This window comes from Halorubrum trueperi, from assembly GCF_042662525.1.
GTDB classification, from domain to species: Archaea; Halobacteriota; Halobacteria; order Halobacteriales; family Haloferacaceae; genus Halorubrum; species Halorubrum trueperi.
The window spans coordinates 121,232-136,487 of record NZ_JBHSXI010000002.1; the positions used below are offsets into that span (position 1 = coordinate 121,232).

The following is a 15,256-nucleotide window of genomic DNA, read 5'->3' on the forward strand; positions in this document are numbered from 1 at the left end:
ACTGTACCAGCTTCGTCAACCAATGCTGGCTATAGTCTCGTCATTACCTCTAATCAGAGCTGGCTGATTCCACTTCTAGATTTATTGCAATTCTGCCTCTCGTCTTTCTGCTCAACTGGTTCTGTCCACCAACGGTTGAACTGTCTATCTAAAGTCTGAGTAACACGCATAGGGAGCTCGGAGATGATCGAGACGTTCGTATCTAACGAGTTGAAAGACGTCCCCAGTATCCAACTCCGGCTTTTTTCGGTGATAATGAACCGGTCGTGAAGCGGAGTTAGCTTCGGACCGCCATTCTGGTCCATGATCCTTAGAATCTCCACGGTTTGTCCCTGATTCTTGTACCTGGTCAATTCGCTTTCCAGCTGCGATGCATTTCGTAATACCGAAGTTATGAACCAGACATCGATATCAGAATCTAGACTGTCTACGAAGTCCGTCAGACCGTCGACATCCAGATACGGGTCAACCACCTTTACGGTTGAAGAAACATCTCTTTGAATACTGTCAAGTGCCCTATCCGCAACGGCACTCTCTGCCTCAGTTATCCACCCCCTTGACGTAGTCCCGCCTCCGAAATCAATTTTCCTTTTATCCCAAATCTGCTCCCCAGCTACTATAGTGGGATGCCCACTGAGGTCTGATTCTGGATACAGTTCGGGCGGATCTTCATCGGAGCTAGAATCACTTTGGCCAGTGCCACCGATGGTGATATCGGTGACTACTCTACGAGCCACGGGGAAATCCTGCTGATTTACAGTTTCTCCATTGATTAGGACTTTGATGAGTTCTTCACTTGATCCATTTGCCTGCTCAACCTCGCAAAAACCAGTGCTTTCGTCGCCACCATACGAAATCACGACTTTTCGCGCTCCTTCACCGCCACCAGAATCCTCCTCAAATTCAATAGAGTCCTGCCATAGAAGCTCTCCGTACTCCCTTCGTTCCAATACCACAGCAACGTCTTCCCGACTTACGAGGTCGGCGTTCAGGTCTACTCTCCACTGATTGTCGAACTCAGCGTCGACTCGGAAGTCCTCAAACTGGATAACCAAGCTTCCCCAGTAGTCGTGATACCGAGTCAAATCAACGCCAATCTCCTCTTCAACTATCTCATGGGCCTTCGCCTGCTGGTCGTCTGAGAGTTCTGGAATCTCATCTTCCCTCACCCAGTGCTCAAACTGTAAAGCCGGTCGCGTCGAACCCCATTGTAGATCATCATTCGGGTATACACGCTCCATCCTCACATCGCCCTGAAGCTGATCAATAACCTGCTCGTCATCGGGTGTACTTCGCTCCAGCGTCGACTCAAACCGATCGACTCTATCAGTTGGATCTACCGGAATCAGTGTTAATAGATCGCTTAGGGGGACAGGATCGACCGCCACGAAACAATCTTGACGCACTTCATGGACCGTTTCATCCAAAGATTGTGTCGTCCCAAGAGCAAAATATACTCTCCAGCCACCATCAACCTCTGCCCACACTTGGAGCATAGACCCCTCAGCGCTATCCTCCACACATTCATCGATCCAACTTTCAGCAATTCCGCGCATAGAGGATAGATTAAAACAAACACCACTTATCCGTTCCCACTAGAAAACAGAATTAGCATTCCTAACCATTCTATCTAAAGGGTTCTTATACTACTGATCTCTCTAGGCATCACATTTTCAAACCTATCGTATTTCAGTCGAACCGCTGATGGACATTTCATAATATCACTTGGTTCGAGCGTTTGCCGGCTGGGTGTAACGAAGATATGAGAACGTGTCTATGATATCTTGGATTTTCGCAGCTTATTGGGTTACTGATGGTGCCGTCGAATCGACGAGCGAGTACTCGCGGTCACGACTCGTACCCTCTGCCTCGAGGACGTTGTACTGCGTCATCTTCGACAGATACGTGCGGATGGTGCGTTTTGTCCGTGGATCGTCGACTTTCCGCTTGTAGTGGTCGTAAATCTCACTTGGCCCGAGGGGCCCGTGTTCCCGGACGACGTCGTAGACGACCCGCTGGTGCGGGATAAGCGAGTCGAGATTCTTCTGCTTGATCTGAGCGCGAGCGTCTTCCGCAGCGTTGAGGAGGATATCATCGGTGATTCGCTCTCTACTCTCGCGGTCGGCTTTGCTCGCGGCGGTCCGAAGGATGCCAATCGCGAGACGAGCATCACCAGCAGCGGCGTCGGCAATACGGTCGAGTTGGTTAGTCGTAATGACGTCCTGGTCGAGCCCTCCTTTCACACGAGCAGCGAGGATGTCGTGGAGTTGCTCGTCGTGATACTTGTCCATCCGGACGTGTTCGCTGGATCGAAGTCGACTCACGAGGCGGTCGTCGACGCGGCTGAAGAGGTCTTCTTCCTTATTAGCGATACAGATCACCGCGAACTGCGGCAGGCTATGCAGGTCGTAGATAACGCCCGGATCTTCGAGCTGGTCGACCTCGTCGAGGATGATGACTGTCCGTGGCCCGTCGTACTGTTGGAGCCGATCGATGAGTTCGTCATGGGGCGTCGACTGTCGGTGGATATCGATGGTTTCGCCGAAATCATCGAGAATCTGGTAGAGTGTCCGATAGCGCGTATAGTTGCGCCAGCAGTTGACGTAGGTCGCTTCGACGTCCAGGACCTCCTCGCGAAGGCGCTCGGTGACGAACTGTGAGATACAGGTTTTCCCAGTGCCGCTCGGTCCAGTGACGATGGCGGTATCGGCGGGTTCACCATTCGTGATGGGTTCGAGAACGCTGGAGAGGTGGTTGACTTCGGCGTCACGATGCTCGACTTCTCGAGGGACGAACCCGGCGCGGAGGACGCGAGCATCGCGTATCATGAATTCGGTATAAAAGTGATTCTGCGGCAGGTCATATAAGAGTGACCGGGTCGCTTCCGGAAAGGAAGCACTTGTAATTGGGTTCTACCCGGATACTGTATCGCTGGCAGGCGATTCTGCTGGAATTGCACCTCATAGTTTTCCGGAAATTCCAGGAAACACGAGCCTTCCTGAATAGATACCTATCTTCGCGGAAGATAACCGATTAACTACCAGGGGCTGTAGGTCAGCGTATGGTTGAGGTTCCAGAGTCGCTCCAGAGTCTGTTTAGCGCAACTGTAGAAAAACGAGGAGAGACATATACACTCGAAGTTCCGCAAACTGAGATTGATCACGGCGCTATCTCTCCTGGTGAAACATACCGGATCGGCGTACTCACGCAACGACAATCCTCGACGAAGACAGCTGACGAACGCACAGCACAGGAGCAGCCCGCTCCGTCCGAACGAAATTCTGGACCACCTACCCCACCGGTCACTGAAGGGGAAGTCCGTGACGTGACGATCGAGACAGTCGGCGATCAAGGCGATGGAATCGCGAAGGTCGAACGCGGCTATGTCGTTATCATTCCAGGTGCGCAGCCCGGTGACGAGCCGACCATCGAAATCGACCAGGTCCAAGAGAACGTCGCATTTGCCAGCGTTGTCGATACCGGCCCTCAATCACTCTAACTAGGCTCATAATCCGGTGTCTGCCCGGCAGGGTGGAGGAGGCGCAACGTTGAAGCCTGCCGGGCTTCATATTCTATGTACGAAATGCAGGTATGAGTTCCACACAAGAGACCCAAACTATACGGCAGGGACTTTCGACCCGTGAGAGCCGACTCCTCTCGCATCTCGCCGCGGAGGGCCACCAAATCATCTCGATCGACGATATCGAGGCGACACTCGAGGTCGCGCCGAACACCGCCCGCGAGATCGCCTCCCGACTCACCGAGAAAGGGTGGCTGGATCGGCTGCTCCCCGGCCGATATCTCATCATCCCACTCGCTGCCGGTGAAGAGGCCGTATATACGACCCACGAGTATCTCATCGCCTCGCACGTCGCTGAGCCGATGTACATCGGCTACTACAGCGCCCTCAGCCATCACGGGCTGACCGAGCAGGTTCCTCGAACCGTCTACGTCGTCACCCCAACGCGAGCCCAGAGTCGCGAGATTCACGGCGTCCCCTATCGCGTTGCGACGGTCACCGAGCGGAAGTTCTTCGGCTACGAGCCGACGTCCATTGAGGGGACCGCCGTGAACATCGCCGACTTGGAGAAGACGCTCGTCGACTGTGCCGACCATCCCGAGTACTGCGGTGGTATCCGAGAACTCGCGAAAGCAATGGTCGCCGCGGACGACCAGGACTGTTCGTGGGCGACCGTCGGTGAGTACCTCCAGCGACTCGACAACGGTGCGGCGACCAAGCGAATCGTCTACCTTGCCGACCAACTGGATATCGACCTCCCAACGCGTGAGACGCTCGTCGCGTCGTTCACGAGCGGGTATTCGCTGCTCGACCCGACGCAGAGCGAGCAGGGATTATACGACAGTGAGTATCGCCTCCGAATTAACGTTGACCCGGGCACGCTCGGTCCGACGGAGTCCTGATTCTAATGATCAGTCAAAACCGACTCCGTGTCCTTGCCCGTGAGCTAGGTGTCCGCCAGGGCTATGCTGAGAAGAACTACGTCAACTCCTGGATTCTCTGGGGTATCTTCACGAGTGACTTTGGCGAGAACCTCATGTTCAAAGGTGGAACGGCGCTGAGCAAACTGTACTTCCCCCAGTCGTGGCGATTCTCAGAGGATCTCGATTTCGGCGTCGAAGGTCAGTACAACGAATCAGAAGACGACCTCCGTGATGTCCTTGACACAGTTACCGAGCGCTCCGGGATTGAGTTCACCATCAGCGAGCACCACGAGTCCCGCCAGCAACACTATCCGACACACTACGTCGACATGAGCATCCAGTATCGGGCGGTGCTTGACCATCCGAATACGACCAGTCTCGACGTGATGGTCGACGAGTACGTCGCATTCGACTCGGTTCACCATACGCACTCCTACGAGGATATCCCGGAGTTCGAACTGCAGGCGTATAGTGTCGAAGAGATCTTCGCGGAGAAACTTCGGGCGATCTTCCAACGGGGTGCTGCCAGAGACTACTACGATCTTTATCAGCTCTTAGAGACCGAATCTGTTGAGATTGAGTTCGACGTTGTCCTGCCTGCCTTCGAAGCAAAGTGCGACCACGACGACCTTGACGTCGATCTCACCACAGGTCTGCCGGGTGACCAGCGCGAGGACATTCAGCGCCAGTGGGAAACCTCACTTCCAGACCTGACCGGTGATCCACCGCTGTTCGATACTGTTTGGAAGAGACTGGACGAGGCCGTCATTGACAAAGGGACGGAGTAGGTACGAATCCTCTCGCCTGCGGCACGTACTAGCCCTGCACTATTAGGGGTATTCTGAAATCGGATACTATTCTAAGATAGCATCCTATTCATAGAGATTTTCTATCGATACTACTTATGCTATTTTAACAATTCAGGCTACCTTTGCTACTCATACTATTCATGCTATTCTTACTATTCAAACTATTCGGTCTATCTTGGCGATTCGGGCTATTCACTGCCCTTAGTTATAAGAGGGGATAGGGCACTATTCCAGAATAGCATGGCGGGAACGAATAGCGGGAATAGCATAGATAGCACGAATAGCCCAAATAGCCCGTACGAATCCGTGGATACAGCGGGGAATTCTCGGGCTGTCTCAGTCTGCATGCTGAAGGGTGGCGTTGGCAAGTCAACCATCGCAGTGAATCTCGCGCGTCAACTCGCCACCCACGACCATGATGTCCTCCTCATTGACCTCGATCCGAATGGACACGCTTCAGTCGGTCTCGGGTTCGATGACCACTATCACAATACAGACGAGGGCATCGGTGAGGTATTCTTCGATGAGGCAGATCCAACCTCAGTCGTCTACGATACCGAATATGAATTCGATATCCTTCCCTCGAGCGAGGATCTCGAGCAAGTCGAGCGAGAAATCGTCGTCGGTGACGTCTTCCAGCCGTCTGCTCTGTTGAAGCGCGAAGTCGTTGAGCCGCTGCTGGGCGACGAATACGACTTCATCGTCACGGACTCGCCCGCATATCGCTCGCGACTGACCGACAACGCTCTCGTCGCGACGTCTAATCTTGTTCTTCCACTAGCGCCCGGCAACGAGGCGATGTCCGGACTGGAACGCACTATCGAGCGCCAGATTGCTCCGCTGCGAAAGCACATGGACGTCGACGTCCTCGCACTCGTCCCGAATATGCTGGATGGGCGTATCGACCAGCAAACGCAAGATCGCCAGCTCCTCGAACGGCTGAACTCCCACAACAGCTTGCAGGACCGTATTCCGAACTTCGCTCGAATCACGGATTGGGAGGCTGTGGGCAGCGGCGACATTAGTCCGACACCAGGTATCCGAGACCGAACGAGTATCACGAAAGCGTACGGTGAACGCAAACCGCTATTGGACTACGACGCCAACTGTGATCAACTGAAGAATTTCGACGAACTCGCGCACATCGTCGAGGCCGGTGAGGTGGTCCGGCATGGCTGACGACGGTGACCCGTTCGCAGATCTTAGTCAGACGCTGGATGACGATGCTGACGATCAGGACGAGACGAAGAGTGAACAGGAACCGCGCGAGCCACCCGCCTCAGACACGACAACCGAACACGTCGACGAACCGGATGAGGGGGACGTCGAGGAACTGGACCCGATGACAGATACTGCCTTTTCATACGAGGCAGCCAATCAACGGCCGTTTTACGCTCGCGAAGAGACTATCGAGAACTTCGATTCCTGGCTGAACTACGAATTAGAGCGCGAGCTAAGTACTCGCGGCTATCAGAATATCGTTGTCCGTGAGATGACTGATGCGTTGCTGCGCACGGTTGTAGAGGAAGACTTGGTTGACGAGGTGGCTGAACGGTTCGAGCAAGAACGAAAGAATGCGATTTCAAAATAGTCTGAATAGCATTCTATTTCTTTTCAAGGAGAACGACGGGGGGATGTCCATCTCTTCAGGAAGGAGGTTTACTGGAATAGGTCAAATAGCATGAAAAGTATTCTATTCATATATGCACCTCCACAAGGGCACGGGACGCATGAATTCTGGATGCGTCCATCGCTGCCCGACGAACTATATTCGCGTATCTGACCAGAGAGAACGGGTTTCTACGTTATAGATCGGTAAAACAACTCGAAAATGGACGCCCACTGGTAGTTGAGACTGGCCGTCTCAATGTATACGATTCTCGAACTGCTTCGACGAGGCTACGGGCGGAGTATCCCCTTCAGCCATTTCGTCGCTTTCACACCTAACACTCATTACGATTGACACCGTATTTCTGCTCAACGATGTCCATCGACCGAGATACCTTCGAGAAGACGAGCGAGGACGAACTCGAGGAACTTTCCGTCCCGGATCAGGTGCTGGGATTTCTCGCCGCCAACGATGATCGCGCGTTCAAGGCCCGCGAAATCGCCTCTCAGATCGGTCTCGATGAGGGCGCGGTCAGCACCGCGCTCTCGAGACTGAAGGACCGCGATCTCGTCGAACACAAAGCGACGTACTGGGCGATAACCGACGACACAGAGCGACTCGACGGATACAGCGGGTACGAACGAGCGACCGCCCTGTTCAACCAGCGACTCGGTACAGAGGACAAGGAGTCCTGGCGCGAACACGCACCCGAGGAACCACATCCGAGCGTCGAGGACGAACAGTGACCGACGAAGAGACACCGATTTTCGAGCGTGACGACGTCGTCTACGGGGATGATCCGTTCAAAGGTGAGAGAGATGCTCGGCCATGGATCATTCTCTCGAATCACGAAGGCCGTCCGTTCTACGGCGATCAGTATATCGCGCTCACGTTGACGTCGAAATCTTGGATGGACGGCCTAATCGACATCCCCGGTGAGAGTTGGCTTCGTGGTGGGATCCCGGATGAGAGTCGGATTGTTCTGTGGGGAGTCCAATCGATCGTCCGCGAGGATATCGATTTCTGGCAGGGCCGCCTTGACAGCGATCTATGGGAATCGCTGATAGTAGCGATTATCGTTGATCTCCTTGATCGTGATCTTCGACGGGACATCATCTGGGAAGTCGTCTAGTCACTCCTCACCTTCGTTTAAGCTTGTCCCCTCTTCAAGCCAATCGACCTGAGCCGTGAGTTCCTTTCGCCGTTGGCGTTTGATGATCGTTGAGTCAAGTACATCTCCGATGATCGCAACGTCAAGCGCGAACTCCGTCGTTGCGACCACTTCGCTCCCGTTAGGATCTGATGTGACGGTGTACGCTGTCCGCATCTCCTCGAAGATGCCCTTGCGCTGTTCGTAGGCGAGGTCGGCGTCAGGACGGTCAACGAGTTCAAGCGTGAGTTCGATAGTCGCGATCCCCATTTCGTTCGCGACGCGAACCGTTTCGCCGTCTACGTGAACCTCATCGAACCCCGACGCTCGCATGAACTGATCGAGTTCGTTCATCGATTCGCGGACAACAGTCGGAGGCGCGTCGATCGTTCGCGAAAGCGTTACCGAATTCATGGGTCGGACTTGTCTTTCGAAAGCGGCCGAAACTCTTGTACTGGATTGGTGAGCATCCGATAATTCAGATCTCAATTCCGTCTCGTTTCACGGATGTCCCGAACAAGTTCGGCTGAGGGACCATCTTCCTTCGCGACCGTACTCGATCCGAGAGATGGTTACCGAAATCGACCTGCGGGATTCCTCGCCTCGCGAGTTCCAAGACCGGATCGACGACGCGTTCGACGAGATTGAGACGGGTACCGAAGTCCTCGTTATCTCTGATCGAGACATCGACGCTCATCTGCTTCGGTACCAGATCGAACGGAACCGTGCCCTCGACTGGGCCCACGAGGATCCTGACGCCGAACCGCGCGAGGTCGGGGTGTCCAAACAGGAACCACTCGGTGACGGGGAGTTAGGGACGTTCGACGTGCGTGATCTGATACCGCAGCGGCGACACGAGGTGTTACTCGATACGTTCAATCGCCTCGGATCTGGTGAGGGGTTCGTGCTGGTCAATGACCACGACCCGAAGCCGCTCTACTACGAACTTCGATCGATGCACGGCGATGTCATCGACTGGGAGTATACAAGTCGTGAGTCGGGTGAGTGGCGCGTCAAAATCGTGAAGACCGACGCTTCGATAGCCGACAACGAGGGCGTAATCACGCGATACGATGTCCGGGAGATCCCGAAGCCGGATCGCCACGAGACGATCCACCACCGGTACGGCATGATACCCGATGGCGAGACGATGGAACTCATCGCTCCGCACGAGCCGCGACCGCTCCGTCGCGAGTTTCGGGAGCAATATGATGACACGTTCGACTGGGAGGTAGTCGAAAAAGAGCCCGGTCGCTGTCGGGTACGGATCACAAAGTCTGAACGAAGTGAATCCACAGCTGACGGTGAGGATCCCACATCCGCGATGTCTGACAATGACGAGGTGTCCACGGAAGCGTCCGTCGAGATCCCAGAGAGTACGGCTGAGCTCGACGTCCGCGACCTTCCACCCGCGCAACGACACGAGAAGATCTTTGAGACGTACGCAGATCTCGACGACGGAGAAGGATTTACCCTCGTGAACGACCACGACCCGAAGCCGCTGTACCACCAGTTCGACGCCGAGGCTGGCCCGGAGTTCTACTGGGAGTATCGCAAGCGTGACCCCGGCGAGTTTAGAGTATTGATTGGGAAGGCCGAAACGCATGACGACGACCCGACTGCCGCGGAGGATCCAAACGCACCGTTCTGACGAGGCTGTTTCGAAAACGGACTGATCCGGAGCGAGACCCGAATCGCGGTACCGATCACGCAGTGGCCGTTGCCCTGGGGGGACCAGATCCTTTCAGAACGGAGCGTCCGGCGATCCGCGGCTCGGTCCCTCGTTTTTCATCGAACGTTCCATCGGGTTCGACCCGATTTCGGTGTCGCCCTCCGGATCGGCGGTCACGTCTCCCGTCTCGAGATACGTCTGCTCGAGGTCGGCGAGCTGCTCGTTGATCGCCTCGCTCTGGTGGTGCATGGGTGCCGCGCGGACGCGGATGAGGTCGTACTCATGTCGTTCAGAGAGCCCATTCCACGCGCGGAACGACCCGATCGTCAGCGTGTGGGTCTGTGGACAGAATGGAGTCGTCGGCGTGAACTCGGCACGGAGTACGCGGTCGATGTCGTCCGCCTCGACGGCGTCATCAGCGTCGTCGCGTTCGACGGCGTAGCGGTAGCCGGCGCTCGTGTGCCGCGTGTCGAGATTCAGCCGGGCGAGATTGTAGTTGAACGTCATATCGTACACCTTTCGGTCCTCGAAGCAGTCGCGCGTGAGACGGTGAAACGCGACGTGGTCCGCCCCGGTGAGCAGATCATGAGGTTCGAGGAACTCGCCCGGCCTCGGGACGTGATCCGAAACGAACTCGTCGTACCCGTCGAACAGGTCGCTGTCGTCGGACCCGAACAGCGACGGAAAGCTGGGCATACCCAGTTGTTCGAGATCGTGAGGGGTACTCCTACTCCCGTACATGTTCGGATGGCGGTCTCCTCGTCCGAAAACGGTCGGGTATCAACCGTTCACAAACCGGCATCCGAGGAGGTAGCCACATCCGATCGCACCGATTACCGACCCGAGAATTCCGATCACGCGTACCGGTTCGTACTGAAGGGCAACTCCCACCGATTGTACGGCGACACCGGCTCCAAGCAATGCGATCGTCACACGTGCCGCGCGTGGGTTCGCCCCCGTGAACTGACCGCCGGTAATTGGGAAGAATAGGTACGCGTATCCGACGATTGTGAGCGGAAAGAATCCGGCGAGGATGAGCGTTCGATGGACGGCGAGCGATATCGGATCCCCGAACCCGAACGCCACCGGAACGACCGACACGACGGCGGTCCCTCCTGCGATCGCACCGAGTGCGATCCCGGATACACCGACCCGTCTGCGATTCGTTTTCAGAATAACGAATAGCACGAGGGCTGCATACCCGAGCATCGCGAGTGTCGCGAAAACGCCGCCGACCCGGAACCACGGATCGATCCAGAGGAACGTCCCCAGAAAGGCCGGCGCCAGGGCTCCGGCCACGAGCACGATCCAGACGACGGGGCGAGGTAACGAGACGTGGAAAAACGCCGTCAGCAACCGCATGCCGAGCGCGTAGATTAGCAGCGTTGCGAACCCGGTGAGGTAGTAGTGGGTGACCTGTGCTACTGTGACCGTCCCGATTCCCAAAGGGGCGACGGTCATGAGGAGAGCAACCGTTCCGACGAGGAGATAGCAGACAGCAACCGGAATCATCGCTGTGGCCAGTCGAGTCGAGCGTTGGGATCGTCCACTTCCTCCAAGTGTTCCAGCTACTGTGCCGACCGCAGCTGGACCGACAGTCGCCAGCAACGACCCGACGAAAATGAGGACACCGGTCGTCCAGAGCGTCACACCAAGGGGTCTCAGGAGAATCCCCGCCGTAACGAACTGATCCGCCACGAGAAGGCTGACACCGACATAGGCGAGCCCGAAGTGAATCCCCGCGAGTCGCTGATCGACGAGGGTCTTGCCGACGTACGAGGGAAGCAGAAGGTACGCCATTCCGAACACCATCGGACAGACGAAGCCGAACACGCCGATCAGGACGGCAACCTTGTTTGCCCCACCGAGCAATGCGAGAAGCGAGCCCACGAACGACCCGACGCTCGCCACCGTGAAGCGTTGTGTCCACGTCCACAGTCCAGTTGGTCCCGTGTTCATGAGTGTTGACCTACGCTCAGGACGATCCCCGGGCGTTCTGCTGGCAAATCTAGTCGTCGGCCGCCTCATCGAGATCGTGCGCTCTGCGCGGCGAGAATGACCCCAACACGATCCGATCAATCGAATGCGGGCTGTGACGGACCAACATGAGGACCAAGTTGGACACGAACGCCACGACGCCGACGCCCACTAGCAGTCCGCCGAGGTGCCCCGGCGTTCCGGCGACTTCCAGTAGGTTCGCGCCCACGATCAGTGCGCTTCCGCCCCCGAGGAGTACCCCGTCGATCGCGGCGATCCGATCGTCGTAGAGGTCGTCGATCATCGGGACGTCCTCTAACCCTAACAGATCGCTGTACCGGTTGACCCAGATGACAAAGGGAATGATGTGATACAGCGTCCCCACGACGACGAACCCGATTGCACCCAACAACAGCAGATGACCAGCGTTCGCCGCGCCGAGCAGGTGATCGCGCGTCAACGGGTCAGATATCCACGCGGGTTCTGTGACGGCGATCCACAGCGCGAGCGCTCCCACTGCCACCATGTACCGCGTGTGCATCGGGGTCCGTTCGACCTGCATCTCGTACAGTTTGCGTGCCAAGATGAGAGAGAACGCCGACGCGGCGAACAGGATCAGCAGACCGCCGACCCGCGCGGCGGGGGCGTGACCCACGAGTCGACCGACCGCGAGCACGACCACGCCGATGGGATGCGCGATCTCTTCGATGGACCGGAGACGGTGGTCGATTCCGTGGAGTTCCGTCTGCGTGAACATCGTTCCGAGCTGGTACAGCGCGCCGTACACCGTCGTGAGAACGGCACCGAAGACCGCGAGGGTCGCGTGGGCGCCCACCACCCTGGACCGGCTGACGCCGATTCGCGAGAACGTCGGAACCGTGAAATCGATCGCGAGGAGGACGCCCAGAACGGTCAACAGGAGGAAGAAGCCGAGCGCGCCGAGGAAGTGCCGTTCGGTGACATCGTACTCCTCGACCGTGGCGAGCGTTCGGATGATGTTGTACGCGAACGCCCAGAAGCCGACGAGCATGAGCGTGGCGAACGGGATCAGCCACGCTGTCTCGACCAGGAGGAATGCGACGACGAACCCAGAGAGACCGGCGACGACCAGCCCCAACTGTACGTTTGCGAGTCGCTGCGAGTGGAGGGTCGCGCCCGACCAGACGGGCACGAACTGCGTCATCGCCCCCATGATCGTGATACAGATCCAGCCGGCTAACAGGAGATGGACGTGAGCGAGCCGGCCCAGTCCTGGGACAGCGTTCAGATGTAAGCCAATCCCCAATCCAATTCCCGCGACGAGAAATACGAGACCGACAACAAAATGCCGTAATGGGACCGTCATTGGGGGCTGTTGGTCCGCTTCGATATTCCCCGGGATGGCACCCATAAATCAGGGTACGTTCTCCATATACCTGACAGGACCACCGAACATGTTCTCCTGTCGCCGACCGTGGAACACGTTTTAATGGTGGAGAGCACCTCTGGATCTGGCTACGCGCTCCGGTTTCGAGCCGGAACGACAGGCGACGGTTTAGCCGTTGGTGATAACAAAAATGAATATCAACACGCACCTGTTCGTTCCAATTTCACGATAGTGCCGGCCCAGCGGTAGCTGAAGCCGCAGTACTCGAGTTATACTGCGAGTGTTTCGACGAGAATTGCCACGAGGACGGCCCCAAGAAATGCATTCGAGGCGTGGAAACTTCTGTAGGCGGCCGCCTGTTCGTCTTCGGAATTTCGCTCATTGACATCATACTGCTTGACCACGCTTCGAACAAACACTGCTCCGAGCACCGTGGTGGTGAGGGCATAGAGTACACCAAAACCTGTGATGACCCCCAATAACACCGCGACGATCAGAGTGAGTCCGAGCCAGGCGAAGATCCGCTGACGTGCGGTCCGCACACCGGCGACGACCGGTAACATGGGATACTCGGCCCGTGCGTAGTCCTCACGGTGGGCGATGGCAAGATTGTAGAAATGTGCCGGGGTCCAACAGCAGACCACGAGCGCGAGGAGAACCGCCGAGAGACCGACGGTCCCGGTCACGGCACCGTACCCGATCAGCGCGGGCAGCGCTCCGGAACCGCCCCCGATCACGGTGTTCCATCGGGTCGTCGGCTTCAACACGACTGTGTAGACGTACGCGTAATAGATGATTGCCGCCACCGTGAGCACGGCCGCGAGCGCGTTGACGAACGTCACCATCACCGCCATCGAGGCGACAACAAGCGCGACGGCGAAGCCGGTGGCGCGTCGAACTCCGACCCGATCGGTCGCGATCGGTCGATCAGCGGTCCGTCGCATCTTGCGGTCGCGGTCGCGCTCGTACACGTGGTTGAACGTCCCCGCCGCACCGATCCCGAGGACACCGCCGCCGAGGGTCGCCACGACCGTCACGCCGTCCAGTTCAGCGCCGGTCGCGACGGCCAGTCCCATTCCCGCCAGCGCGAGCAGGCACAACAACCACATCAATCGGGGCTTCGTCAACTCGAGATACGTCCGCATCCGATCGCGGACCCGAGTTGACCCAGGTTCGGACACCGGGGACGGAACGTCACCGTCAGACGCGATCGGCGTTACGCCGTGATTCGGCCCGTTCAGTGTTCCGCTATCAACCGGTCCCCCCGCGGTCGTCTCTACTCTGATTACGAGCGTCGCGAGGAGGAAGGAGAACACCGCGATCCCGCCCAACAGGTGGACGCCGTCGAACGGCACGACGTTGGTTCGGCCCGCCAGCCCAACACCGGCCTGTGCCACGTACGTGATCACCGCCACGATCGTTCCGACGCGAACACCACGCGAGGCCGCCGAGTACTGGGCGAGAAGCGCCGTGGTGGCGAGCAGGCCCCCGACGGCCACCGCGGAGGCCTGGTGGACCGCGGCGACCAGCGAGCCGCCGTCCGCGGCGGCGGTCGCTCCGAGCGCGACGAGCAGGTACGTCCCCACGACTGACCAGGTCAGCAGCGTCGTGAGGCGTGGTCGATCCATACCTCCGGTCCAGCTTCGGACCCTGCGTCGTTTCCGCCGAACATATTCGGAGGTACCCTCATGTCCGGTGCACGTCGGACGTACGATAATGGCTATCGACCACGCACAGGCGGACGTCTGCGGCTGCGTGCGGCCCACCGCCTGCGTCGATCGCAACGGCGGGCTGTACCTCGTCGCGATCAGGCGGATCGGAACAGGTCGCGACGCTCGAGTTCGGACCGGTGAGGTGAGCGATCGCCTCGACGTCTCGCCGTCGAGCGTGACGGAGATGTTCGATCGATTTGCCGCTTCCGGACTCCTCCGATACGAGAAGCAAGCCGGGGTCGAACTCACCGATCGGGGGAGGGAGGTCACGCTGGAACTCGAAGCGTGCCAGTGTGCCGTCCGGACGTTCTTCCGCCGTCGAACGGGGTTCGATATGTCCCTCGAAGCGGGCTACCGTATCGGATACGTCCTTCTGGACGAGGCGATCGAACGCCTGCGAGCGCTCGTCGATGGTACGGCAAACGCGTGTTCCGCGACCCCGCCGAACGGAGCCGACCGATGCCCGTTCGCGGGAACCGAGCATTAACCGCCGCGGACGGTCGCGTCCCCGAATACGT

Annotated in this window: 15 protein-coding genes and 1 pseudogene; 9 read left to right on the forward strand and 7 right to left on the reverse strand. The window is 57.6% G+C overall.

Annotated features, from left to right (window positions below; translation table 11 throughout):
- Nucleotides 1-53: 53 nt before the first annotated feature.
- A complete protein-coding gene (locus ACFQEY_RS04835) occupies nt 54-1,556 on the reverse strand; it encodes a hypothetical protein (RefSeq protein ID WP_379765291.1) in 1,503 nt (500 codons plus the stop codon).
- A gap of 243 nt (nt 1,557-1,799) precedes the next feature.
- Nucleotides 1,800-2,828 (reverse strand): Cdc6/Cdc18 family protein, encoded by a 1,029-nt coding sequence (locus ACFQEY_RS04840; RefSeq protein WP_379765294.1) that lies wholly within the window; start codon nt 2,826-2,828, stop codon nt 1,800-1,802.
- A gap of 233 nt (nt 2,829-3,061) precedes the next feature.
- Between ACFQEY_RS04840 and ACFQEY_RS04845 the strand changes: the two genes are divergently transcribed.
- The 7 genes and pseudogenes from ACFQEY_RS04845 to ACFQEY_RS04875 form a co-directional block, all read left to right on the forward strand.
- Nucleotides 3,062-3,499, forward strand: coding sequence for a TRAM domain-containing protein (locus tag ACFQEY_RS04845; protein WP_210113746.1), 438 nt, complete (start codon nt 3,062-3,064; stop codon nt 3,497-3,499).
- A gap of 92 nt (nt 3,500-3,591) precedes the next feature.
- Entirely contained in the window at nt 3,592-4,422 is an 831-nt protein-coding gene (locus tag ACFQEY_RS04850; protein ID WP_210113745.1) for a type IV toxin-antitoxin system AbiEi family antitoxin domain-containing protein, read from the forward strand.
- Between the two features lie 5 nt (nt 4,423-4,427).
- Complete coding sequence (locus ACFQEY_RS04855; RefSeq protein ID WP_210113744.1) at nt 4,428-5,231, forward strand: nucleotidyl transferase AbiEii/AbiGii toxin family protein; 804 nt, start codon at nt 4,428-4,430, stop codon at nt 5,229-5,231.
- Between the two features lie 261 nt (nt 5,232-5,492).
- Nucleotides 5,493-6,431 carry a ParA family protein gene (locus ACFQEY_RS04860; protein ID WP_115864494.1) on the forward strand — a complete coding sequence of 313 codons (939 nt, stop codon included), beginning with the start codon at nt 5,493-5,495 and terminating at the stop codon, nt 6,429-6,431.
- The gene (locus tag ACFQEY_RS04865) at nt 6,424-6,843 is read left to right on the forward strand and encodes a DUF7970 domain-containing protein (protein WP_010890437.1); all 420 of its coding nucleotides are present in this window, start codon (nt 6,424-6,426) and stop codon (nt 6,841-6,843) included. The genes ACFQEY_RS04860 and ACFQEY_RS04865 overlap by 8 nt, the downstream gene beginning before the upstream one ends.
- Before the next feature lie 392 nt (nt 6,844-7,235).
- Nucleotides 7,236-7,607 (forward strand): MarR family transcriptional regulator, encoded by a 372-nt coding sequence (locus ACFQEY_RS04870; RefSeq protein WP_094530790.1) that lies wholly within the window; start codon nt 7,236-7,238, stop codon nt 7,605-7,607.
- Nucleotides 7,604-7,948: pseudogene (locus ACFQEY_RS04875) on the forward strand (type II toxin-antitoxin system PemK/MazF family toxin); the annotation flags it as partial. The gene ACFQEY_RS04870 and the pseudogene ACFQEY_RS04875, both read left to right, overlap by 4 nt.
- Before the next feature lie 45 nt (nt 7,949-7,993).
- Here ACFQEY_RS04875 and ACFQEY_RS04880 read toward each other — a convergent pair.
- A complete protein-coding gene (locus ACFQEY_RS04880; protein ID WP_094530794.1) occupies nt 7,994-8,425 on the reverse strand; it encodes an SRPBCC family protein in 432 nt (143 codons plus the stop codon).
- A gap of 154 nt (nt 8,426-8,579) precedes the next feature.
- Between ACFQEY_RS04880 and ACFQEY_RS04885 the strand changes: the two genes are divergently transcribed.
- A complete protein-coding gene (locus tag ACFQEY_RS04885; protein WP_095638134.1) occupies nt 8,580-9,662 on the forward strand; it encodes a DUF2249 domain-containing protein in 1,083 nt (360 codons plus the stop codon).
- A gap of 93 nt (nt 9,663-9,755) precedes the next feature.
- Here ACFQEY_RS04885 and ACFQEY_RS04890 read toward each other — a convergent pair whose 3' ends face one another.
- The 4 genes from ACFQEY_RS04890 to ACFQEY_RS04905 all read right to left on the reverse strand — a co-directional run bounded on the left by ACFQEY_RS04890 (nt 9,756) and on the right by ACFQEY_RS04905 (nt 14,654).
- A complete protein-coding gene (locus tag ACFQEY_RS04890) occupies nt 9,756-10,379 on the reverse strand; it encodes a hypothetical protein (protein WP_095638133.1) in 624 nt (207 codons plus the stop codon).
- An 84-nt stretch (nt 10,380-10,463) separates the two neighbouring features.
- Entirely contained in the window at nt 10,464-11,711 is a 1,248-nt protein-coding gene (locus ACFQEY_RS04895) for a hypothetical protein (RefSeq protein WP_379765302.1), read from the reverse strand.
- A complete protein-coding gene (locus ACFQEY_RS04900; protein WP_144928141.1) occupies nt 11,692-13,050 on the reverse strand; it encodes a heme-copper oxidase family protein in 1,359 nt (452 codons plus the stop codon). The genes ACFQEY_RS04895 and ACFQEY_RS04900 overlap by 20 nt, the downstream gene beginning before the upstream one ends.
- Before the next feature lie 245 nt (nt 13,051-13,295).
- Nucleotides 13,296-14,654, reverse strand: a complete 1,359-nt coding sequence (locus ACFQEY_RS04905; protein WP_095638130.1) for a heme o synthase — start codon at nt 14,652-14,654, stop codon at nt 13,296-13,298.
- Nucleotides 14,655-14,742: 88 nt separating this feature from the next.
- Here ACFQEY_RS04905 and ACFQEY_RS04910 point away from each other — a divergent pair, with 88 nt between their 5' ends.
- The gene (locus ACFQEY_RS04910) at nt 14,743-15,225 is read left to right on the forward strand and encodes a metal-dependent transcriptional regulator (RefSeq protein ID WP_095638129.1); all 483 of its coding nucleotides are present in this window, start codon (nt 14,743-14,745) and stop codon (nt 15,223-15,225) included.
- Nucleotides 15,226-15,256: the final 31 nt, after the last annotated feature.

Coding starts and splice junctions, on each gene's coding strand:
- ACFQEY_RS04835 (WP_379765291.1), bottom strand. CDS start 1,556: ATGCGCGGAATTGCTGAAAGTTGGATCGATGAATGTGTGGAGGATAGC.
- ACFQEY_RS04840 (WP_379765294.1), bottom strand. CDS start 2,828: ATGATACGCGATGCTCGCGTCCTCCGCGCCGGGTTCGTCCCTCGAGAA.
- ACFQEY_RS04845 (WP_210113746.1), top strand. CDS start 3,062: ATGGTTGAGGTTCCAGAGTCGCTCCAGAGTCTGTTTAGCGCAACTGTA.
- ACFQEY_RS04850 (WP_210113745.1), top strand. CDS start 3,592: ATGAGTTCCACACAAGAGACCCAAACTATACGGCAGGGACTTTCGACC.
- ACFQEY_RS04855 (WP_210113744.1), top strand. CDS start 4,428: ATGATCAGTCAAAACCGACTCCGTGTCCTTGCCCGTGAGCTAGGTGTC.
- ACFQEY_RS04860 (WP_115864494.1), top strand. CDS start 5,493: ATGGCGGGAACGAATAGCGGGAATAGCATAGATAGCACGAATAGCCCA.
- ACFQEY_RS04865 (WP_010890437.1), top strand. CDS start 6,424: ATGGCTGACGACGGTGACCCGTTCGCAGATCTTAGTCAGACGCTGGAT.
- ACFQEY_RS04870 (WP_094530790.1), top strand. CDS start 7,236: ATGTCCATCGACCGAGATACCTTCGAGAAGACGAGCGAGGACGAACTC.
- ACFQEY_RS04880 (WP_094530794.1), bottom strand. CDS start 8,425: ATGAATTCGGTAACGCTTTCGCGAACGATCGACGCGCCTCCGACTGTT.
- ACFQEY_RS04885 (WP_095638134.1), top strand. CDS start 8,580: ATGGTTACCGAAATCGACCTGCGGGATTCCTCGCCTCGCGAGTTCCAA.
- ACFQEY_RS04890 (WP_095638133.1), bottom strand. CDS start 10,379: ATGCCCAGCTTTCCGTCGCTGTTCGGGTCCGACGACAGCGACCTGTTC.
- ACFQEY_RS04895 (WP_379765302.1), bottom strand. CDS start 11,711: ATGAGGCGGCCGACGACTAGATTTGCCAGCAGAACGCCCGGGGATCGT.
- ACFQEY_RS04900 (WP_144928141.1), bottom strand. CDS start 13,050: ATGGGTGCCATCCCGGGGAATATCGAAGCGGACCAACAGCCCCCAATG.
- ACFQEY_RS04905 (WP_095638130.1), bottom strand. CDS start 14,654: ATGGATCGACCACGCCTCACGACGCTGCTGACCTGGTCAGTCGTGGGG.
- ACFQEY_RS04910 (WP_095638129.1), top strand. CDS start 14,743: ATGGCTATCGACCACGCACAGGCGGACGTCTGCGGCTGCGTGCGGCCC.